Here is a 20,957-nt window from a genome sequence, read left to right as displayed (position 1 = left end):
GTAAGATCCCTGAAAGATGATCAGGTTGATAGGTTCGAGGTGGAAGCATGGTGACATGTGGAGCTGACGAATACTAATAGATCGAGGACTTAACCATATAATATGTAGCAATGTTATCTAGTTTTGAAAGAATATAAAAAACTTGTTGACTTTCAAAGTTAAATGAGTTACAATAATTCTTGTCTTAAATGAATACAGTCTGGTAATGATGGCAGAGAGGTCACACCCGTTCCCATACCGAACACGGAAGTTAAGCTCTCTAGCGCCGATGGTAGTTGGGACCTTGTCCCTGTGAGAGTAGGACGTTGCCAGGCAAATGGAGGATTAGCTCAGCTGGGAGAGCACCTGCCTTACAAGCAGGGGGTCGGCGGTTCGATCCCGTCATCCTCCACCATTTAGCCGACTTAGCTCAATTGGTAGAGCAACTGACTTGTAATCAGTAGGTTGGGGGTTCAAGTCCTCTAGTCGGCACCAGAAATTATGGCGGTTGTGGCGAAGTGGTTAACGCACCGGATTGTGGCTCCGGCATTCGTGGGTTCGATTCCCATCAGTCGCCCCATTTTTCTTAAATAAATTAATATGCGGGTGTGGCGGAATTGGCAGACGCACCAGACTTAGGATCTGGCGCCTTTGGCGTGGGGGTTCGACTCCCTTCACCCGCACTTTTAATTAAATAACTCATACATGTCTTGCGGAAGTAGTTCAGTGGTAGAATACAACCTTGCCAAGGTTGGGGTCGCGGGTTCGAATCCCGTCTTCCGCTCCAATTTTCAATATGACATGCCGGGGTGGCGGAACAGGCAGACGCACAGGACTTAAAATCCTGCGGTGGGTGACCACCGTGCGGGTTCGACCCCCGCCCTCGGCACCATATGCGCCCGTAGCTCAATTGGATAGAGCGTTTGACTACGGATCAAGAGGTTAGGGGTTCGACTCCTCTCGGGCGCGCTTTTATTAACGGGAAGTGGCTCAGCTTGGTAGAGCACCTGGTTTGGGACCAGGGGGTCGCAGGTTCAAATCCTGTCTTCCCGATATTCCCAAAAACATGGGGCCTTAGCTCAGCTGGGAGAGCGCCTGCCTTGCACGCAGGAGGTCAGCGGTTCGATCCCGCTAGGCTCCACTTATCTTAATATCATTTATGGCGGTGTAGCTCAGCTGGCTAGAGCGTACGGTTCATACCCGTGAGGTCGGGGGTTCGATCCCCTCCGCCGCTACCATAAAGGACCTTTAGCTCAGCTGGTTAGAGCAGACGGCTCATAACCGTCCGGTCGTAGGTTCGAGTCCTACAAGGTCCACCATTAGAAGTTTATATCTCGGAGGTATACCCAAGTTCGGCTGAAGGGATCGGTCTTGAAAACCGACAGGCGGCGAGAGTCGCGCGGGGGTTCGAATCCCTCTACCTCCTCCATTTTTTCTAAAGTAAATATTTTATCGTCGCGGGGTGGAGCAGTCTGGTAGCTCGTCGGGCTCATAACCCGAAGGTCGCAGGTTCAAATCCTGTCCCCGCAACCAAGGTCCCGTGGTGTAGTGGTTAACATGCCTGCCTGTCACGCAGGAGATCGCCGGTTCGACCCCGGTCGGGACCGCCATTTTTACATAAAGGCTCGGTAGCTCAGTCGGTAGAGCAGAGGACTGAAAATCCTCGTGTCGGCGGTTCGATTCCGTCCCGAGCCACCATTTTGAAGTCGCAAGCCGGCTTAGCTCAATTGGTAGAGCAACTGACTTGTAATCAGTAGGTTGGGGGTTCAAGTCCTCTAGCCGGCACCACTTTCAAAATGAGCCATTAGCTCAGTTGGTAGAGCATCTGACTTTTAATCAGAGGGTCGAAGGTTCGAGTCCTTCATGGCTCACCATTTACAATTTAATGCGGGTGTAGTTTAGTGGTAAAACAAGAGCCTTCCAAGCTCTGGTCGAGAGTTCGATTCTCTTCACCCGCTTTTCAATTATGGGCCTATAGCTCAGCTGGTTAGAGCGCACGCCTGATAAGCGTGAGGTCGATGGTTCGAGTCCATTTAGGCCCACCATAATTGTTCCGCAGTAGCTCAGTGGTAGAGCTATCGGCTGTTAACCGATCGGTCGTAGGTTCGAGTCCTACCTGCGGAGCCATATTTATAGAGAAGTACCCAAGTGGCTCAAGGGGCTCCCCTGCTAAGGGAGTAGATCGCGAACGCGGTGCGAGGGTTCGAATCCCTTCTTCTCTGCCAGTAATTGGCCCGTTGGTCAAGTGGTTAAGACACCGCCCTTTCACGGCGGTAACACGGGTTCGAATCCCGTACGGGTCATACTAAAAGAGATAGCATAATCTGCTATCTCTTTTTTGTTGTGTAAAAGTGGACTTTGGATAGTCTGCTTTTTTTATGAATTAAAAGAAAGATGAAGTATTCGCTGTTACAGTTGGGAATACAGAGAGCTGTAAGTATAATCATGTTGTTTACCTTGACCTGTATGAGTATGAAGGAATGTTCACTTAACAAATCATACTCAAATTGAATTTTTATCTCGGCCGTATGCTAAAGCCTCCTGCACTTGGATAAACGGGTAAATCTCATAGCTGGGAAGATCCTAAGGAATTAGTTGTAGAGTTATTAGATACCGTTGAATAATAAAAATTGAAATATAGGCGTTTAACCAAAGGATGTCTTAATGGAGAAGCGAAAAAGTTTAATTTCTCTATTTTAATATTGGAATTGCTGTATTAGGTGCTACCGCGGAAAACAAATAGTATAAATAGAAGAAGCTGTCTTCAGTAGATGATCTACTGAAGACAGCTTTTATTGTCGAGTTTTGTCGGTAAGTCGATATATTGCAAAAATCGCCGATATAATTTGAGTTACGGTCGATAAATTTCAAAAATCGCTGATATATTTGGAGTTATAGTCGATATATTCTAAAAATAGCCGATATAATTTCACTTACCGACAAAAACATAAGAAAATCACGTTCACAATCTAAAGAAAACGCCTCCATTGAAATGGATTCCACACCTATTCCAATAACTTTACACTCTATGTGAAAAAGTTCACAAATAGGTCATAATTTGTGAAGTAATTCACAATAATACGTGCTACAATATGAGTGTAAAGAAGTTAAACAACATTAAATTAGTATTTTAATTAATTACTTAAACAATCATAAAAAAATATATGTGAACAATAGAGAGGGGAAATTACCATGAAAAAAGGTATCAATCGTGTAGTATTAGTAGGAACAGGAGCTGTAGGTTGTAGTTACGCTTACTCAATGATCAACCAAGGTGTAGCTGAAGAATTCGTATTAGTAGATGTTAATGAAGCAAAAGCAGAAGGGGAAGCAATGGACTTAAGCCATGCGGTACCATTCTCTCCATCACCAACAAAAGTTTGGAGCGGTAGCTATGCAGATTGTAAAGATGCAGATTTAGTAGTTATCACTGCTGGATTACCACAAAAGCCAGGTGAAACTCGTTTAGACTTAGTTGAGAAAAATACAAAGATCTTTAAACAAATCGTTCGCGGTATTATGGATAGCGGATTCGATGGAATCTTCTTAATCGCAACTAACCCAGTTGATATTTTAACTTACGTAACTTGGAAAGAATCTGGTCTACCAAAAGAGCGCGTAATTGGTTCTGGTACTACTTTAGACTCTGCTCGTTTCCGTTACATGTTAGGTGACTACTTAGATGTAGATCCACGTAACGTTCATGCTTACATCGTTGGTGAACACGGTGACACTGAACTTCCAGTATGGAGTCACGCTACTATCGGTGTACAAAAACTAGAAACAATTTTAGCTAACAACGCACAGTACAAACAAGAAGACTTAGATAAAATCTTCGAAAACGTACGTGATGCGGCTTACCATATTATCGAGCGTAAAGGTGCAACTTACTACGGAATCGGTATGTCACTACTTCGTGTAACTAAAGCAATCTTAAACAACGAGAACAGCGTATTAACTGTATCTGCATACCTTGAAGGTCAATACGGTGAGAAAGATGCTTACGTAGGTGTTCCAGCTGTAATTAACCGTGAAGGTGTACGTGAAATCGTAGAGCTTGAGTTAAATGAGGATGAAAAAGCGAAATTCGCTCATTCTGTAAAAGTATTAAAAGAAACAATGGCACCAGTACTATAATAATTGCTAAATAATCCAGAAGTGGGGAACTACTTCTTACTTCTGGATTTATATATAATTGAATATAAATTCCTTTTCCGGTTTCCCTTGTATATCCCCAATATACCCCTTTTGCTGGATCAGGGTCGTTTATAGAAAAGAGCACTCTACTTTGCGTAGAGTGCTCTTTATTATTATCATTTTTTAGGCGTCAATCCTAATTTCTTTAAAATATCTGCCAGTGTACCGCTTTTTGATTTTTCTACAGGTGTTTGTGATTTGGATGCATCTGGACCTTTTTTCAAGAAATTCTTTTCAACGAAGCGAATATCTTTTTCGTCGACAATACCATCTTTGTTAAGGTCGCCGTCTTTCACAGATAGTCCTTTTTTACCGTAGTTGTTAGCGATAATTTCAGCATCTTTTATATCAATTACTTTATCGCCATTTACATCACCTGCAAGGTTTTCATCAAAGCGTGCATAATAATATTGGCCAAGTAGCTTACCGTCTTTTTCAGTACCAAGTTTCGTTGTTAGTCGGCTTGTTAAATGCCCTGGTACTTCTACATATAAGTTATAGTCGCGTTTATTAACAGGAAGTCCATTTAGTTTGAAGGATCCGTATTTATCAAGTGAGCCTTCAAACTTATGACGGTAAGAATCTGTTGCATATACTTTTACGCCAAGCTTTGTATAATCGAATTTTTCATCTAAATATCCGCGTTCATTTAAGAAAGCACCAGGTTTAATACTTCCTTCGACTAGTGAGTTTAAAGACATAACTGAGAATGTTTGATCTTGAAGGACACGCATTCTATTTGGCTCTGATTCACCTTGTTTCCAGTAAGCGAACACTGATAAATCTAATTGAGCATTTGCTTCATAAAACTCATCATTTTCTACTTTGAACGTTACATCAATGAACGGGAAATCACCATCTAATCCAGCGAAGTTTTTGTCATCGATAGCTCCGCCAACTGTAACAGAACCTTCTTCTAGTTTCGGTTCATTTACTTTTGCGGTCGCCCCTTTTTCGGAAAGTAGCTTTTCAAAAGCAGGATTTAATTTCGCATTTGCAAATTTGAAGTTCTTTTCTAGGAATTTTACGTTAAATTCCCCAGCAACAAATTGTTTCACATGTTTGGCGTTTAGCGTCACAGTGAATTCATCACCTTTATATACTTCTTTTTTATCATAACTAGTTTTCGCATATTGAGCTCCTTGCGGGATAAACCAATAGTTATTTACACCGCTCGGATAGTCAGCTCCTGCAGTTGCATAATCGAAAATATATACGCCTGTATTCATTGGACCTTCAGTTTTAAAGGATTCAGGAGTAATGCCAACTTTAAAGTCACCATTTGCATTAATAGGTAAAAACTTATGCAAGTATGGAGAATAATCATAGTACATCACTCCGTTTGCTTCTTGCGTAATGTTTAATCCTTTTCCTTTTAAGTAGTCAACGTTCGAATCATACACATTTCCTTTAATCCATAGTGCTTTTTTACCGTCTTCTACTGTATAGTTCTCTTCATTTAATTCATAAATACCAGGCTGTAATCCAGTTAATTTCACTTCTGGCGGTGTATTATCAATTACGACATAATCCCCTTTCACACGTGCTTTACCGTCTTTATCGTAGCCAACAAACTCAATTGTGTAATCACCTTCTGGTAAGTCGATTTTCTCATCACCAATTGGTTTTGCAGGATCATTTGTAAAAGGATACACCCTGCCGTTAAAGAATGAATCTAAGTAGTAATACACATCAGTTTTTAATCCACTAGTGTTTAATGTACCAAGGAAACCGAGAGCTTTATTTGTTTTGGAATCTTTCACGATAAGATCTAACGTTTCAAGTTCGCTGTTTAATTGGAACGCCCCGTGCAAATACGATTCACGGTATGGATTGAATTTAGATGTATCAGTTGAAATTGCTTTTCTTGATAATATTGCATTTTCAATACCAGGTTCTGATACACGAATAGAGAACGGAATTTGGTACGTTTCTTCTTTATTTTTCGTATTTGTAATATGAATATATCCTTCATATCGGCCTTGTTTTACACCGGCTGGAACATTAATTTTTGCTTCAATTTCATCTGATTTGCCAGCATCAAGAGTAATTGTTTCTGGAACAGAAACTTTTACACCGTTTGCGGTAGCGTCGTTAATAGAAGAAGATGCTGGTGTATAAGAAATTTCTGTTTTAAATTCTTTTTTCTCTTGTTTATTATGATTTTGTACTTTTATATTTCGTTTTTGTTCAAGAGATTCACCGTCTTTTTGATAGAACTTCCCGAATGCAATGGATCCAGTTTCTTCAGGTACTTCAATTACTTCATCATTTACAACTGTTTTTGTTGTATCTAGCACTTTAAAACTAGTTTCCGTATGAACGGCGTTGTACGCATCTACTCGTCCAGCTCCAACTTCATATACGGAATACTTTTCTTTTAAATCATCAGCTGTGTTCATAAGAGACGTCTTTACATCGAATGGAGAGTATTCTGGGTGTTCTTGTAAAATAAGAGCAGCAACGCCCGCGATATGAGGAGAAGCCATAGATGTTCCTTGCATACGCTCATAGGAAACATCATAATTTTCGCCCTCTTGTGGGTCGTTAATATATTCAGGTACTGTTGAAAGTACAGCAACACCAGGCGCTGTAATATCTGGTTTAATATCATCATTTGATGTAACAGGACCGCGTGAGCTAAAGTCTGCAAGATGATCGCCTTCTGTTTGAATATAACTAAGTTCGTCAAAGGTAAAGGATGTATTACCTTGTTCGATTTGAGCTTTTAGTTTTTCACCGTCTTCTTTCGTTAGGCGGAATGCGGGAATGTATTTTGTACTTTCGCCAACGTAGAAAGGAATTTCTCCGTCCACATTGTTATAAATAATAACGGCTTTTGCACCAGCTTGTTTTGCATTCGCAATTTTTTCATCAAATGACAGTGTACCACGTGCAACGAGAGCGATTTTTCCTTTTACATCTTTTTTACTAAACTCGTCAGGCGTACCAATTCCTACAGATTCAATAGGTAAAGTTTGTCCCTTGAAATCTTCTATTTTATCAGTAAAGTTTTTGCCGAATAAAATTAGGTTAGGAAATTGTAATTGTCCAGCATGACCTGATAGTTTCGGTAAGGAAATAGAGCTATCACTTGCGCCAACCGTAATCGCAAATGGAGAAGCACCTGGTGATCCGAGTGTCGCTGGATTTGGACCAGAGTTTCCAGCAGCAACGACTGTAACAACACCGGAAAGCATCGCGTTATTGACAGCGATAGACGTAGGATCAAGTGGATTGTTGCTATCGTCACCTAACGATAAGTTAATAACATTCATGCCGTCAGAAATAGATTTATCGATTGCAGCAATAATACCAGAACTATCTCCACTTCCGTATGGACCGAGTACACGATAGTTATACAGTTCAATGTCAGGTGCAACACCTTTTACTGCGGAATCTGATGTGTTTTTCTTTTGCGCAGAAACGATACCTGCTACGTGAGTACCATGCGCGGTGTAGAAGGAAGAGCCACGATCATCAAATTCAGGAGCACCAGATTGTTGCCACTCTGTATAAGTTGTTTCCATCGGATCTGCATCGTTATTAATAAAGTCCCAACCTTTTACTGAGTTTGGATCTACCTTGCTAGAGTCTTCGCCAGGTTTTGCGCGATAGCCCTTATACACGTCTTTTAGGTCGGGATGATTGTAATCAATACCTGTATCTAATACACCAACTTTAATTCCTTTTCCGGTAATGCCTTCGCTATGTAACTTATCGACCCCAATTTGCGGAATGCTATCTGTTAGTTTTTGAGGTGCTTTCTGCTTTGCTTGTTTTGGTAAATTTAATTTCACTTCGTAATCTTTCCAAATACGTTTTACAACGCCAATCCGTAACAATTCTTCCACTGTATTTGCAGGTAACGTCAGCGCAACCCCATTTATCGCATGTTTATAAGAACGTTTAATTTGTACGGACTGGAAATTCCCTGACTTTACTGATGGGCTGAACTGATAAAGACGTTTTAGTCCTTTTTGAAATTCCTCATGTTCTTGATCAATACGTGCCTTTATATTTTCAGGAGCAGCTTGTAACCCTTTTTCTTTTTGTTTTAATTCATTAATCTTTACTGGAGCCGTTTGAAATTCTACAATGATATTTACTGGTTCGGAACTACTTGTATTAATATCTGGCGAGATAGTAAAACCAGGGTTGGCATCTAACGTTTGTAATGCCTGACGTTGTTCTTTAGAAAGTTTTGATAGTAAAGACTGGGCGTTTGAAGAGTCAATTTGGTTAATAGGATTTTCAGCAAGTACATTGAACGGAAGGGCAGTTGAAAACAGAACGCCAGCCGTTACAATTCCGGTAACAAAACGATTTTTCTTTTTCATGTATAAGCCTCCGATAATTTATATTTTAAAAATTATTTTTCCGACTTTAATGGGCAGTAAGACCCCCACCTTAAAATGCAGCGAAAGCAAAGAAGTTAGGTGGGGGATCAACTGCTCATAAAAGTCCGATTGGTGAGGGCTGATAATCAGTGGGGGATGAAGAAAACCCCCACTGATTAAAGTTTCACTTTATCTGTGCCCGGTGTTTGCTCTGCATGGAATGTCCAGTTTAGCTGTAAGGAATCACCCTGGAATTTATTTTGATCTTGTTCGTTGTCTTCAAAGGAGAAGAGCACGTGTAAATAATCTGTTTCACCAGATTTAATACCGTCTATTAAGTTATGACGTTCTAAAGAAGTAGCCACATCCTCAGGTTTCATAGTCTTTAATTGTGATAGTTTTGTTTCCCACAAAATTTCATGATCATCGTTTGGATTAGATGGTTTTCCATCATTCACTAAAAATTTGACGATGATGTGATCGCCTAAATCTTCACCATCATTATTTTTCTTTGCATCTGTAACTTCATAGGATGTTTCAAGTGCTACTTTTGCAATATCCAATGACCCTTTATTTTCAAGCGTGAAATTCTTTTCAATAAAATCACCTGGCTTTAAATCTTTCACATCAACGATTACACTGGGATTAATAGAAAGGTCTAGTGTTCCAGCTTGAAATGAGTTACTAGATGTTTCAGAATCACTGAAGTAGGCGAATACACCGCCGAATGTAAGGGATAAGCCGAGCGTTGCGGTGACAACTCCCATTCCAACCTTTTGTTTTAATGACATAAGAAAGCCCCCTAATTAAATTTTTATAGCGACTGTTCGTAACAAGGATAAATAAGTAAACATAGTAGTCCACTATGAATTATAGTTACGAAAAGTCTCTGTTCTTTATTGAGAACAAGTATATGCTTATCAATTTTCCATTTCAATAAAATTGTGACGAAAAATGTTGAGAAACATTTTTTTATGGTAGATTATTTTGTTGCGATTTCAAGTGGGAAATAGCATGAAAAAGGGGATAAAGCTAATAAAATAGATGTTGAGAAATAAATAGTAAGATGAAAAGCTAGTAAAAAATGAAGCGTTTTCAATGAATATTCGTCAAAATTCGATATTTTAAATAGAAATGTGAAAAAAATTCAACATTTTTAAGAAAAAAACGTATGTTTTTTATAAATTAACAAGGATATTTCAGTTTTTCGCAGAATTGGTAAAGTATAAAAAATTCTGTCATCTTAGTGAGGTGAGCATATTGAGTGTAATAAATTGTGAAGAAGTGAAACGAGATGAGTTTCATACAGAAAAGTACTATGACAGTTATAACATCTTTGGCGCACATATTGTGACGGAAGATGAGATGCGAGGTGTACGATTTACAGTATGGGCTCCTCATGCGAAAGCAATGAGTGTTGTTGGAGATTTTAATGAATGGGATTATGAGCAACATAAGATGCTACAAGTGACAGAAGAGGGAATTTGGTCCTTATTTATACCGCATATTGAAGAAAAAGAAATATATAAATATGCGATTGAAACGACGGCTGGTGATGTCATTTTTAAGGCAGATCCGTATGCTGTATATGCAGAAGTAAGACCGAATACGGCATCTGTAGTTTTTGATATAAAGGGATACGAATGGAATGATAAAAACTGGAGTCGTAAGAAAAAGAAAAAATCGGTTTATAAAGAAGCGATGACAGTTTATGAATTGCATTTCGGTTCTTGGAAAAAGAAAGAAGATGGAACGCTGTATTCTTACAGGGAAATGGCAGAAGAACTCATTCCTTATGTGGTGGAACATCAATTTACACATATTGAAATTATGCCCCTTGTTGAGCATCCGTATGATCGTTCTTGGGGATATCAAGGAACGGGATATTATGCCGCAACGAGTAGATTCGGCACGCCACATGATTTGATGTATTTTGTCGATGAATGTCATAAATATGGAATCGGTGTCATTTTAGATTGGGTGCCGGGGCATTTTTGTAAAGATGCTCACGGTTTATATTTGTTTGATGGGACACCGACTTATGAATATAAAGATAAAGATGTGCAAGAAAATCCAGTATGGGGAACTGTTAACTTTGATTTAGGAAAGAGGGAAGTACGTAATTTCTTAATTTCAAATGCGTTATTTTGGATGAGATATTTCCACATTGATGGTTTCAGGGTGGATGCAGTTGCAAACATGCTGTACTGGAATAAAGAAGGACAAGAGCAAAGTAATGAGCACGCTGTTTCATTTTTACGGGAGTTAAATGAAGCGGTATTTGCAGAGGATGAAGATTTCCTTATGACAGCAGAGGATTCAACAGCTTGGCCACTTGTAACAGCTCCAACGTATGAAGGTGGGCTTGGATTCAATTACAAATGGAATATGGGCTGGATGAATGACGTGCTGAAGTATATGGAGTGTGCGCCAGAGTACAGAAAATATATTCATGAGAAAATGACGTTCTCTTTACTATATGCTTACTCTGAAAATTTCATATTACCGCTTTCTCATGATGAAGTCGTTCATGGGAAAAAGTCGTTATTAAATAAAATGCCAGGAGACTACTGGGATAAGTTTGCTCAACTTCGTTTATTATATGGATATTTCTTTACTCATCCAGGAAAGAAATTACTTTTCATGGGTGGAGAATTCGGGCAGTTTGATGAGTGGAAAGACCTTGAAGATTTAGATTGGAATTTACATGATTTTGAAATGCATCGTTATATGCATGATTACTTTAAAGAGCTCATAGCATTGTATAAGCGCTCCAAACCACTTTGGCAGCTTGATCATTCGCCTGAAGGATTTCAGTGGATTGATGCTAATAATAATGAGCAAAGTATTTTCTCTTTTATCCGCCAAGGGGATAAACAAGAAGATGCGTTAGTTGTCGTATGTAATTTTACGAAAGCTACATATGAAAACTATAAAGTAGGTGTACCAGATTTCGAGTATTATAACGAGGTTTTAAACAGTGATGCTGAGCAATATGGCGGATCAGGGCAAGTAAATAAGAAGCGTCTGAAGGCGATTCAAGAGCCGTTTCATAATCAAGCAGCACATGTAGAAATTACAATTCCACCATTTGGCGTATCCATATTACGACCAGTGAAGACGAGAAAGGGGAGCAAAAAACAAGATGGCTCAAAAACAAAAGTGCGTAGCAATGTTACTAGCAGGGGGAAAAGGTAGTCGATTAAGTGCATTAACAAAAAATTTAGCCAAGCCAGCTGTTCCATTTGGTGGTAAATATCGCATTATTGATTTTACGCTAAGTAACTGCGCAAATTCTGGTATTGAAACGGTTGGGATTTTAACGCAATATCAACCACTCGAACTTCATAATTATATCGGAATCGGCAATGCGTGGGATTTAGACCGAGTAAGCGGTGGAGTCACAGTATTACCTCCTTATGCGGAGTCTTCAGGTGTGAAGTGGTACACAGGTACGGCAAGTGCCATTTATCAAAACTTAAACTATTTAAGTCAATATGAACCAGAGTATGTTCTCATTTTATCAGGCGACCATATTTATAAAATGGATTACAGTAAAATGCTAGATTACCATATTGAGAAAGAAGCGGACGTTTCCATTTCTGTTATTGAAGTGCCTTGGGATGAGGCGAGTCGTTTCGGTATTATGAATACGAACGAAGAGATGGAGATTGTTGAATTTGAAGAGAAACCGCAATTTCCAAGAAGTAATCTTGCATCAATGGGAATTTACATTTTTAACTGGGCAATTTTGAAAGAGTATTTAGAAATGGATGCAAGAAACCCTGAATCTAGTAATGATTTCGGAAAAGATGTACTTCCGCTTTTATTAGATGAAGGGAAGAAGTTAATGGCGTATCCGTTTGAAGGGTATTGGAAAGATGTTGGAACGGTGAAAAGCTTATGGGAAGCGAATATGGATTTACTTCGCGATGAAACATCACTGAATTTAAATGATCGTAATTGGCGTATTTATTCTGTTAATCCAAACGAACCACCTCAATATATCGCTGAAAAGGCAAAAGTAGAAGAATCACTTATTAACGAAGGATGCGTCATTGAAGGGGACGTGAAGCATTCTGTACTATTCCAAGGAGTGACGGTGGAAGAAGGTAGTATGGTTATTGATTCTGTCGTTATGCCGGGAGCGAAGATTGGTAAAAATGTTGTGATTGAAAGAGCGATCGTTGGATCAGAAATGGTTATTGAAGATGGAACAATTATTCGTCCAGAAAAAAATGTCGACGATGTAGTACTCATTGCTGAAGGGAAATAGAAAAGGGGGATGAAATGAATGGGAGAAAAAATGTTAGGAATTATTAATGCAACGGGAAGTTTTCCTTCCTTAAAGAAAGTAACAGGGCATCGTTCACTAGCGGCGTTACCGTTTGGGGGCCGTTATCGACTCATTGATTTCATGCTTTCAAATATGGTGAATTCTAATATTCATAGTGTAGCGGTTTTTACAAGTCATAAAAATCGCTCGTTAATGGACCACGTTGGTTCAGGCAAACAGTGGGATTTAGATAGAAAAAGAGACGGACTGTTTTTATTCCCGCCAAATTGCCAATGTGATCAAGATGAATTTGGATCTTTTGCACATTTTAGAAGACATATTGATTATTTTCTAAGAGCTAGAGAAGAATACGTCGTTATTACGAATAGCCATCTCGTAACAGCATTGAATTTTCAAGCGGTGTTAGAGCGACATATACATACGGCAGCTGATATTACGGAAGTTTGCCATGAAGGGGTTTCGCTTCAAACGTACGTGTTAAAGAAACAATTACTGTTAGATTTATTCGATTCATATAAAGATGTGGAGCAATATAGCTTATTCGATGTAGTGAGAGAAAAGCGCGGAAAATCACTACATATTGCTACGTATGAGCATACAGGATATGTAGCTATTATTGATTCAATTGAAAGCTACTATAAACATAGCTTAGAAATTTTGCAACCTGCTATTTGGAAGCAACTATTTAAGAAAGAAGCACCAATCTTTACGAAAGTAAAAGATGAGCCACCAACTCGTTATGTAAAGGGTGCAGTCGTGAAAAATACAATGATTGCAAATGGTAGTATTATCGAAGGTGAAGTAGAAAATAGTGTTGTCTCCCGTTCTGTTAAAATTGGGAAAGGTTCAATTGTTCGTAATAGCATTATTATGCAAAAGAGCCAAATTGGAGATAACTGTATAATAGACGGTGTTATTATTGATAAAGATGTGAAAATTGGTGACGGTGTTGTACTAAAAGGAAACGCCGATGAGCCATACGTTGTAGAAAAAGGAAGCGTGCAAAACAGTACGATTAATAGTTATTCTTAAGGAATCAGTGGGGGTTTTTCCTCCACTGATTAAAGTTTTAATTTAAATGAAAACTCGAAGGGAGGAAGCTGCAAGGGAAGTAGTATAAGCTTTTCGTGCAGTGGGACAACAAGTGAATATTTTATTTGCAGTATCAGAATGTGTACCATTTGTTAAATCGGGAGGATTAGCTGATGTAGCAGGTGCGCTCCCAAAAGAGCTAAAAAAATTAGGTGTGGAAGTTCGTATTATACTCCCGAATTATAGTCTTATTCCGCAAAAATTAAGGGATGGATGTACGCTACATAAAGTAATTAACGTCCCGCTTGGGTGGAGAAATCAATATTGCGGAATTTTAAAAGGTGAGCAAGACGGGATTACGTATTACTTAATAGATAATGAATATTATTTTAAGAGGGATTCTCTGTATGGTCATTATGATGACGGAGAGCGTTTTTCTTATTTTTCGAAAGCAGTTTTAGAGTGTATTCCTCATCTTGACTTTGAAGTGGATGTTCTTCATAGCCATGATTGGCATACAGCTATGGTAAATTTCTTACTACGTGAAAAGTATCAAGATAACCCATTATATGAGCATATTAAAACAGTATATACAATTCATAACTTGCAGTTCCAAGGTGTATTTCCTCCTGAAGTGATGTACGACTTGCTAGAACTTGGTGATGAATATTTTCATAGTGAGCAGTTAGAGTTTTATGGAAATGTGAACTTTATGAAAGGCGGTATTATCGCTTCTGATCAAATTACAGCGGTTAGCCCGACATATAAAGAAGAAATTCAATATGAATTTTTCGGTGAGAAGTTAGATGGATTGTTGCGAAAATATAATGGTAAGCTTAGCGGCATTGTAAATGGAATTGATACGAGCGTGTATAATCCAGAAACGGATTCGTATATTACTGCTCAGTACGATGCAGATTCATTATATGAAAAGAGTAAAAATAAACGCGCGTTGCAGCGTTATTTTGGTTTGCCAGAAAAAGAAGAAACGCCGATTATTTCAATGGTAACGAGATTAACGAAGCAAAAAGGTCTTGATTTAGTACGTACTGTATTCCGTGAAATAATGGAAGAAGATGTACAATGTATTATTTTAGGATCAGGTGATTCGGAATATGAGAAATTCTTTGAGTGGATGGCATATGAGTATCCTGAGAAGGTAAAAGTGTATATTGGCTTTAATGAAGAATTAGCCCACCAAGTATATGCGGGAAGTGATTTATTCTTAATGCCATCATTGTTTGAACCATGTGGACTTGGACAACTTATCGCATTAGCGTACGGTACGATTCCAATTGTAAGAGAGACAGGCGGATTAAATGATACGGTACAATCTTATGACGAAGAAACTGGAGAAGGAAATGGTTTCAGTTTCACGAACTTTAATGCACATGACATGTTGCACACTGTTCGTCGTGCAATTGAATTTTATCAGGATAAACCGGTATGGGAGCAGCTTGTAAAACAAGCAATGACTGAAGATTATAGCTGGGAAAAATCAGCTCTGGCTTATAAGAAATTGTATAAAAGTCTCATGGAATAACATGTAGGTGGTGAAGAGATGTTTACTCATGTTGAAAGTTTCAAATCAGCTTTTCTAGAAAAGTTAGAGACGATGTATGGTAAAAGTTTCAAAGAATCTACAACTCGTGATCAATACAATACGCTTGGGTATATGGTACGTGAGTATATGAATAGTCAATGGATTGCAACGAATGAAAGTTATCGGTCTGGAGAGCGAAAGCAAATGTATTACTTATCCATTGAGTTTTTACTTGGGCGTTTGCTTGGAAGTAACATATTAAATTTAGGCATCAAGGATGTATGTGAGCAAGGGCTTTCTGAGCTTGGAATTTCGTTGCAACAATTAGAAGAGGTGGAAGCAGATGCAGGTCTTGGAAATGGTGGACTTGGACGATTAGCAGCCTGTTTCCTTGATTCACTTGCATCTTTAAACTTACCAGGTCATGGGTGCGGAATTCGTTACAAACACGGCTTATTTGATCAAAAAATTGTTGATGGTTATCAAGTTGAATTTCCAGAACAGTGGCTTCTTCATGAAAATGTATGGGAAGTAAGAAGGCATGATCAAGCTGTAGAAGTAAGTTATTTCGGCAATGTTGAACCGCTCTACATTGATGGGCGTTTAGAATTCAGGCATACAAATGCAGAAGTAATTATGGCCGTACCATATGACGTTCCAGTAGTAGGTTATGAGACGAGTACTGTAAATACACTTAGACTTTGGAATGCGGAACCAGTTCCTTTCCCGCAAAATTGCAAAGATATTTTGAAATATAAGCGTGAAACAGAAGCGGTATCGGAGTTTTTATATCCAGATGATACGCATGATGAGGGGAAAATACTTCGTTTGAAACAACAGTATTTCCTCGTATCAGCAAGCTTGCAAAATATCGTTCGTATGCATAGAGAAAGATATGGTGACCTTCGTCAATTACATGAGAAAATTGCGATTCATATTAATGATACACATCCAGTTTTGGCGATTCCAGAACTGATGCGTATTTTATTAGATGAAGAAAAACTAGCATGGGAAGAAGCTTGGCACATAACGACGCAAACGATTTCTTATACGAATCATACGACGTTATCAGAAGCGCTTGAGAAGTGGCCAATTCACATTTTTAAACCGTTATTACCGAGAATTTATATGATTATTGAAGAGATTAATGAACGTTTCTGTCATGAACTTTGGGAGCGTTATCCGTATGAATGGCATCGTATTGAAGAGATGGCGATTATTGCGCATGATCTTGTGAAAATGGCTCATTTAGCAATTGTCGGTAGTCATAGCGTAAATGGTGTAGCAAAAATTCATACGGAAATTTTAAAACAACGTGAAATGCGATTGTTTTATGAGTTTTATCCAGATAAGTTTAATAATAAAACGAATGGAATCGCTCATAGACGCTGGTTAATGAAGGCGAATCCACAGCTGACAAACCTTATTTCAGAGGCGATTGGAACAGAGTGGAAGAAAGAACCGATTAAGCTTCAAGAGCTACAATTAGTTCAATACGATGCGAGTTTCCAAGAGAAATTTGCAGAGGTAAAACAAGAGCGCAAAGAGATTTTAGCAGCGCGCATTCATAATACAATGGGGATTACAATTGATCCTAATTCTATTTTTGATGTGCAAGTAAAAAGGCTACATGCTTACAAGCGACAATTATTAAATGTTCTTCATATTTTATATTTGTATAACCGTTTGAAAGAGGATGCTAGTTTTACATTTTATCCGCGTACTTTTATTTTTGGAGCGAAAGCATCACCTGGCTATTACTATGCGAAAAAAATTATTAAATTAATAAATGAACTTGCAAGGAAAGTGAATAACGATCCGTACGTAAGCCAATATATGAAAGTTATCTTTCTAGAAAACTATCGAGTGTCTGTAGCGGAAGATATATTCCCAGCGGCCGATGTAAGTGAACAAATTTCAACGGCGAGTAAAGAAGCATCCGGAACAGGCAATATGAAATTTATGATGAATGGTGCGATTACGCTCGGCACGTTAGACGGAGCGAATATTGAAATAAAAGATAGAGTCGGTGATGATAACTGTTTCATTTTCGGTTTAACGGCCGAAGAGGTTCTTCATTACTATCAAAATGGTGGATATCGTGCAAGTGATTATTATCACCACAATGGGCACATTAAGAAGGTAGTAGACCAGTTAACGAATGGTTTCTTTGCACAGTCGGGAGCTGAATTTGAAGCAATTTACGATTCTCTCGTTATTCAAAATGATGAATATTTCGTTCTGCGAGATTTTGGCCCATATGCGGAAAAGCAAGAAGCTGTTGGTAGAGCTTATGAGAACCGAACGAAGTGGCTCGAAATGTCGATTTTAAATATTGCACAATCTGGTCATTTTGCGAGCGATCGAACGATTTTACAGTATAGTAATGAGATTTGGGGTATTGGTAATACAGTTACGCAAATTTAAAGAGATTGCTACGTTGGAAAAGATTATATGAAATTTATATCAGCGATTTTTAAGATATATCGATTTACCGACAAAAATTGACACTAATAAATAAACCGAGCTTAAACTCATTAAGCTCGGTTTTCTTTTTTGCTTAAGAAAGAAATGGGATCGCAGTATATATTACACCCGTTCCACCATATTCTCCTGTCGCAAAGTATGAAAATGTAAAGAAACCTGTAAACGTAAAAATTACAATGAGAAAAAGTGCGAAGATAAATTTTAGCATGTAAGGTCCCCTCATCCAAAAGTAACTTCATATATTATTATAGTATAAGGATATTTAATTTCCAATTGTTTACTGGTTAAAAATGAGAAGTCAGACATGTTTTGTATGTTGTCATGGCATGATTATTTGTAATAGATTTTGTGTTTTTTGTAAAAGTCATGTTGTGATGAACGTGTGCATATTCCCAGTCTTGGTCATTAAAATTTATGTTTCGAGGAGGAAGAAGTGGAACGACATCAAATAAGTTGACGAAACGAAAGCTACTAGCTACTTGTAGTTTATAATAATTACGAAATGCAATATCTCCCACTTTTGGGGAGGCAAATGTATACAGACCGTACTGTGCGAAGGCAGTGTTTATACGCGCATCGAGTATATGTAGTGTAGCGAGTGCGCCGCCTAAGCTATGACCGGTTGCAAGAAGTTTCTTATGGGCTGGTAACGATACGAGCATATCCATAATAGAATCTCGGCAAGATTCATAAATGGAAAGAAAGCCGTTATGGACATTTCCGCTATTTAAAGCATATGGATATGGTTTTTGGTTAACGAGTGAATCGATAATCCAGTCTGTATCTGTTTGTGTCCCGCGAAAAGCTACAATAACGGTATCCTCAGATTCTAGTATGAATCCGAACCATTCTGTCGTTTGAATGGTTTTTCCTTGAAAGCCTTGTACATATTGAAAACCATCTGGTATTTCAAAAATCCCATTTTGTTTATATTGTTCATATGTTAACTCACAACAAGAAGCTAACAGTATGGCGGTATCTTTATCAAAGGATAAAGGAGTACGCATTAAGGGAGCCTCCTTAAGAAAAGGTATAGTTCAATATATGCAGTGAGGGACTTGATTCATTCTTTTAGAAAAAAAGCTTGAACCTACAGTTACGTGAGGGAGTATGATTTTTGTAAACATACTGTTAGGAGGAGTGTAAGATGAGCAAAAGAGAAGGCTATTCAATTGGTGAGTTTTCAAGGGGAACAGGTACAACGATACGAACGCTCCAATATTACGATGAAATTGGATTACTTAAACCTGAAAAGAATATTAGCTCTGGTCACCGTGTGTACAAAGGAAAAGATATATTAGAGCTACAAAAAATAGTGAGCCTTAAAGTATTAGGATATAGTTTAGAAGAAATAAGCGTCATGCTGAAAATGCCAAGTTTGAATGTAAGTTTAAAAGAAACATTGGAGCAACAAAGAAAAGCCTTTGAAGAAAAAAGAAAACAAATTGAAGTTTCGATTAAGGCGCTTGAACGAACAATGGTATGTCTTAAGGAAGATGAAGAGTTGGATAGTGACATATTAATGAGTCTAATTAACAGCATTCAAAAAGAAACTGAACAACGTTTATGGCTTGAAGAATATGTATCAAAAGAAACAGTTGATGGATTATATAATAAACCAGAAGAAGAGAGTCTGGCACTTGATAAAGAGTTTGTGCGTTTAGCAAAAGAAGTGAAAAGGTTATTCGGAAGACAAATTGAGGATTCAGAAGTGCAAAAATTGGTTGATGAACATATGAAGGCGACTCTTAAGTATGTTGGTGAAGAGACAATGTATTCTCTAGGTAAATTAGAGAATGCACAAGAACAATATAATAATATGATGCCATCTCCTTATACGGAAGAAGAAGAGGCATGGCTTAACGAAGCGATGGAGTATTATATGATTCAAAGTGGTTTGTATAGTCCACCTAAATAAAAAGAGCCCTATAAGGGCCCTTTTTACTCTTTTCCATCTAATAAACGACCAAGTCCACCTAAAACGCTGCCTTCACCAGTGCTTTGCGCTGCTGGGCTTGTCAGACGTGCTGCTAAGCGGCTAAGTGTTAAGGACTGAATCCAAACTGTTCCAGGTCCTTCTAACGTTGCGAAGAATAAACCTTCGCCGCCAAATAGAGCTGTTTTTACTTTTCCAACGAACTCGACATCGTAGTTAATGTCTTTTGTCATGGCAACGAGACAACCTGTATCGATGCGAAGTTTTTCGCCATGTTTTAATTCACGCTTATATACAGTTCCGCCTGCATGCATGAAAGCAAGTCCATCACCTTCAAGTTTCTGCATGATGAAACCTTCACCGCCGAAGAAACCAGTTCCGATTTTTTTCGTAAACTCGATTCCGATAGAAACGCCTTTTGCGGCACAAAGAAATGCATCTTTTTGACAAACTACTTTTCCTTGATATTCTGTTAAATCTACAGGAATAATTTTACCCGGATAAGGAGCAGCAAAGGATACGTGACGCTTGCCGTGACCTGTATTTGTAAATACAGTCATAAACATGCTTTCGCCTGTCACGAGACGCTTACCAGCGCCCATTAATTTTCCGAATAAACCTCCAGATGGGCCAGAACCATCGCCGAAGATTGTTTCCATTTCTATGTAATCTTCCATCATCATCATTGCGCCAGCTTCTGCGATCACGCTTTCTTCTGGGTCTAACTCAATTTCAACAAACTGCATATCATCGCCGTATAATTTATACTCGATTTCATGTGCTCTCATTTTTTTCACCTCGTATGTAATAGATATTTATATTGTACAGAATTTAATAGGATTAGAATACTTTAGTTTTGTTAATTTTCAAATAAAGTGGGAGCACCCAAAATTGGTTGTCAGCTCTCACCAATCGAGCAGTCCGCAAATAGCGAGATAAAATATGAATATGGAAGTTCAACATTATATTAAAATTATAAAAAAATAATGGAATGAAAGTGTTCTCATTTGACGTTTTGGATATAGCGTGATATAGTGAAGTCACTATTGAGCTACATAATGTGGTACGGAAATAAAGCACGTTGAATTAAAGGCTGTAAGCTTGTTATATATTCATGTCCTTTATATCCACCTTTTCATGTGGATT

At 38.4% G+C, this 20,957-nt stretch carries 12 protein-coding genes, 22 tRNA genes, 2 rRNA genes and 1 pseudogene; 31 read left to right on the top strand and 6 right to left on the bottom strand.

The window, feature by feature from the left end; genetic code table 11:
- From ACTFRN_RS19060 to ACTFRN_RS18945, 24 genes are all read left to right on the top strand, one after another.
- Positions 1-97: ribosomal RNA gene (locus ACTFRN_RS19060) — 23S ribosomal RNA — on the top strand; the annotation flags it as partial.
- Positions 98-198: 101 nt separating this feature from the next.
- Positions 199-314: ribosomal RNA gene (gene rrf, locus ACTFRN_RS19055) — 5S ribosomal RNA — on the top strand.
- 4 nt (positions 315-318) lie between these two features.
- A tRNA-Val gene (locus ACTFRN_RS19050) sits at positions 319-394 on the top strand.
- A 4-nt stretch (positions 395-398) separates the two neighbouring features.
- Positions 399-474: transfer RNA gene (locus tag ACTFRN_RS19045), tRNA-Thr, on the top strand.
- A gap of 9 nt (positions 475-483) precedes the next feature.
- Positions 484-559 (top strand) — tRNA-His (locus ACTFRN_RS19040).
- 22 nt (positions 560-581) lie between these two features.
- A tRNA-Leu gene (locus ACTFRN_RS19035) sits at positions 582-662 on the top strand.
- A gap of 29 nt (positions 663-691) precedes the next feature.
- Positions 692-766: transfer RNA gene (locus tag ACTFRN_RS19030), tRNA-Gly, on the top strand.
- Positions 767-782: 16 nt separating this feature from the next.
- Positions 783-871: transfer RNA gene (locus ACTFRN_RS19025), tRNA-Leu, on the top strand.
- Positions 872-874: 3 nt separating this feature from the next.
- A tRNA-Arg gene (locus ACTFRN_RS19020) sits at positions 875-948 on the top strand.
- A 10-nt stretch (positions 949-958) separates the two neighbouring features.
- Positions 959-1,032 (top strand) — tRNA-Pro (locus tag ACTFRN_RS19015).
- A gap of 15 nt (positions 1,033-1,047) precedes the next feature.
- Positions 1,048-1,120, top strand: a tRNA-Ala gene (locus ACTFRN_RS19010).
- Between the two features lie 20 nt (positions 1,121-1,140).
- Positions 1,141-1,217: transfer RNA gene (locus ACTFRN_RS19005), tRNA-Met, on the top strand.
- A gap of 4 nt (positions 1,218-1,221) precedes the next feature.
- Positions 1,222-1,298, top strand: a tRNA-Ile gene (locus tag ACTFRN_RS19000).
- A 17-nt stretch (positions 1,299-1,315) separates the two neighbouring features.
- A tRNA-Ser gene (locus ACTFRN_RS18995) sits at positions 1,316-1,408 on the top strand.
- A 27-nt stretch (positions 1,409-1,435) separates the two neighbouring features.
- Positions 1,436-1,512: transfer RNA gene (locus ACTFRN_RS18990), tRNA-Met, on the top strand.
- 1 nt (position 1,513) lies between these two features.
- A tRNA-Asp gene (locus ACTFRN_RS18985) sits at positions 1,514-1,589 on the top strand.
- A 12-nt stretch (positions 1,590-1,601) separates the two neighbouring features.
- A tRNA-Phe gene (locus ACTFRN_RS18980) sits at positions 1,602-1,677 on the top strand.
- Between the two features lie 14 nt (positions 1,678-1,691).
- A tRNA-Thr gene (locus ACTFRN_RS18975) sits at positions 1,692-1,767 on the top strand.
- 10 nt (positions 1,768-1,777) lie between these two features.
- Positions 1,778-1,853, top strand: a tRNA-Lys gene (locus ACTFRN_RS18970).
- 13 nt (positions 1,854-1,866) lie between these two features.
- Positions 1,867-1,937, top strand: a tRNA-Gly gene (locus tag ACTFRN_RS18965).
- Positions 1,938-1,947: 10 nt separating this feature from the next.
- A tRNA-Ile gene (locus ACTFRN_RS18960) sits at positions 1,948-2,024 on the top strand.
- Between the two features lie 7 nt (positions 2,025-2,031).
- A tRNA-Asn gene (locus ACTFRN_RS18955) sits at positions 2,032-2,106 on the top strand.
- 7 nt (positions 2,107-2,113) lie between these two features.
- Positions 2,114-2,204: transfer RNA gene (locus tag ACTFRN_RS18950), tRNA-Ser, on the top strand.
- A gap of 6 nt (positions 2,205-2,210) precedes the next feature.
- Positions 2,211-2,282: transfer RNA gene (locus ACTFRN_RS18945), tRNA-Glu, on the top strand.
- A gap of 98 nt (positions 2,283-2,380) precedes the next feature.
- On the opposite strand, the pseudogene ACTFRN_RS18940 reads toward ACTFRN_RS18945, so the two are convergent.
- Positions 2,381-2,536 (bottom strand): annotated as a pseudogene (locus ACTFRN_RS18940) (IS4 family transposase); the annotation flags it as partial.
- A gap of 635 nt (positions 2,537-3,171) precedes the next feature.
- Here ACTFRN_RS18940 and ACTFRN_RS18935 point away from each other — a divergent pair.
- Positions 3,172-4,116, top strand: a complete 945-nt coding sequence (locus tag ACTFRN_RS18935) for an L-lactate dehydrogenase (RefSeq protein WP_000715337.1) — start codon at positions 3,172-3,174, stop codon at positions 4,114-4,116.
- A gap of 176 nt (positions 4,117-4,292) precedes the next feature.
- Here ACTFRN_RS18935 and ACTFRN_RS18930 read toward each other — a convergent pair whose 3' ends face one another.
- Together ACTFRN_RS18930 and ACTFRN_RS18925 are read right to left on the bottom strand one after the other, a co-directional pair.
- Positions 4,293-8,516, bottom strand: a complete 4,224-nt coding sequence (locus tag ACTFRN_RS18930) for a S8 family serine peptidase (protein WP_088106358.1) — start codon at positions 8,514-8,516, stop codon at positions 4,293-4,295.
- A 176-nt stretch (positions 8,517-8,692) separates the two neighbouring features.
- A complete protein-coding gene (locus ACTFRN_RS18925; protein ID WP_000053952.1) occupies positions 8,693-9,307 on the bottom strand; it encodes a CalY family protein in 615 nt (204 codons plus the stop codon).
- A 469-nt stretch (positions 9,308-9,776) separates the two neighbouring features.
- On the opposite strand from ACTFRN_RS18925, the gene glgB reads away from it, so the two are divergent.
- From glgB to glgP, 5 genes are all read left to right on the top strand, one after another.
- A complete protein-coding gene (glgB, locus tag ACTFRN_RS18920) occupies positions 9,777-11,714 on the top strand; it encodes a 1,4-alpha-glucan branching protein GlgB (RefSeq protein WP_000111368.1) in 1,938 nt (645 codons plus the stop codon).
- Positions 11,662-12,792: a glucose-1-phosphate adenylyltransferase gene (glgC, locus tag ACTFRN_RS18915; protein ID WP_000057613.1), complete on the top strand. Its 1,131-nt coding sequence runs from the start codon at positions 11,662-11,664 to the stop codon at positions 12,790-12,792. Before glgB ends, glgC begins: the two co-directional genes overlap by 53 nt.
- 18 nt (positions 12,793-12,810) lie before the next feature.
- A complete protein-coding gene (glgD, locus tag ACTFRN_RS18910; RefSeq protein ID WP_000504138.1) occupies positions 12,811-13,845 on the top strand; it encodes a glucose-1-phosphate adenylyltransferase subunit GlgD in 1,035 nt (344 codons plus the stop codon).
- Positions 13,846-13,957: 112 nt separating this feature from the next.
- On the top strand, positions 13,958-15,388 hold the full coding sequence (glgA, locus tag ACTFRN_RS18905; RefSeq protein ID WP_002081130.1) for a glycogen synthase GlgA: 1,431 nt from the start codon (positions 13,958-13,960) through the stop codon (positions 15,386-15,388).
- 18 nt (positions 15,389-15,406) lie between these two features.
- A complete protein-coding gene (glgP, locus tag ACTFRN_RS18900) occupies positions 15,407-17,815 on the top strand; it encodes a glycogen phosphorylase (RefSeq protein ID WP_000494089.1) in 2,409 nt (802 codons plus the stop codon).
- A gap of 133 nt (positions 17,816-17,948) precedes the next feature.
- On the opposite strand, the gene ACTFRN_RS18895 is transcribed toward glgP, so the two are convergent.
- Positions 17,949-18,083, bottom strand: a complete 135-nt coding sequence (locus ACTFRN_RS18895) for a hypothetical protein (RefSeq protein ID WP_000911074.1) — start codon at positions 18,081-18,083, stop codon at positions 17,949-17,951.
- 76 nt (positions 18,084-18,159) lie between these two features.
- Entirely contained in the window at positions 18,160-18,882 is a 723-nt protein-coding gene (locus ACTFRN_RS18890; RefSeq protein WP_001260123.1) for a lipase family protein, read from the bottom strand.
- 140 nt (positions 18,883-19,022) lie between these two features.
- Between ACTFRN_RS18890 and ACTFRN_RS18885 the strand changes: the two genes are divergently transcribed.
- Positions 19,023-19,793 carry a MerR family transcriptional regulator gene (locus ACTFRN_RS18885; protein WP_088106357.1) on the top strand — a complete coding sequence of 257 codons (771 nt, stop codon included), beginning with the start codon at positions 19,023-19,025 and terminating at the stop codon, positions 19,791-19,793.
- 23 nt (positions 19,794-19,816) lie between these two features.
- Here ACTFRN_RS18885 and ACTFRN_RS18880 read toward each other — a convergent pair whose 3' ends face one another.
- Entirely contained in the window at positions 19,817-20,599 is a 783-nt protein-coding gene (locus ACTFRN_RS18880; protein WP_001201255.1) for a TIGR00266 family protein, read from the bottom strand.
- Between the last annotated feature and the right edge of the window lie 358 nt (positions 20,600-20,957).

The sequence above is a fragment of the Bacillus cereus group sp. MYBK245-2 genome (assembly GCF_051916145.1).
Taxonomy (GTDB): domain Bacteria; phylum Bacillota; class Bacilli; order Bacillales; family Bacillaceae_G; genus Bacillus_A; species Bacillus_A pacificus.
The sequence above is the reverse complement of the archived record's forward strand: the minus strand, read 5'-3'. Positions and strand labels throughout refer to the sequence as shown.

Bases quoted from the DNA above. Each gene is read 5' to 3' on its own strand.
- ACTFRN_RS18890 (WP_001260123.1), bottom strand. From the start codon at position 18,882: ATGCGTACTCCTTTATCCTTTGATAAAGATACCGCCATACTGTTAGCT.
- glgC (WP_000057613.1), top strand. From the start codon at position 11,662: ATGGCTCAAAAACAAAAGTGCGTAGCAATGTTACTAGCAGGGGGAAAA.
- ACTFRN_RS18935 (WP_000715337.1), top strand. From the start codon at position 3,172: ATGAAAAAAGGTATCAATCGTGTAGTATTAGTAGGAACAGGAGCTGTA.
- ACTFRN_RS18895 (WP_000911074.1), bottom strand. From the start codon at position 18,083: ATGCTAAAATTTATCTTCGCACTTTTTCTCATTGTAATTTTTACGTTT.
- ACTFRN_RS18930 (WP_088106358.1), bottom strand. From the start codon at position 8,516: ATGAAAAAGAAAAATCGTTTTGTTACCGGAATTGTAACGGCTGGCGTT.
- ACTFRN_RS18885 (WP_088106357.1), top strand. From the start codon at position 19,023: ATGAGCAAAAGAGAAGGCTATTCAATTGGTGAGTTTTCAAGGGGAACA.
- ACTFRN_RS18880 (WP_001201255.1), bottom strand. From the start codon at position 20,599: ATGAGAGCACATGAAATCGAGTATAAATTATACGGCGATGATATGCAG.
- glgD (WP_000504138.1), top strand. From the start codon at position 12,811: ATGGGAGAAAAAATGTTAGGAATTATTAATGCAACGGGAAGTTTTCCT.
- glgP (WP_000494089.1), top strand. From the start codon at position 15,407: ATGTTTACTCATGTTGAAAGTTTCAAATCAGCTTTTCTAGAAAAGTTA.
- ACTFRN_RS18925 (WP_000053952.1), bottom strand. From the start codon at position 9,307: ATGTCATTAAAACAAAAGGTTGGAATGGGAGTTGTCACCGCAACGCTC.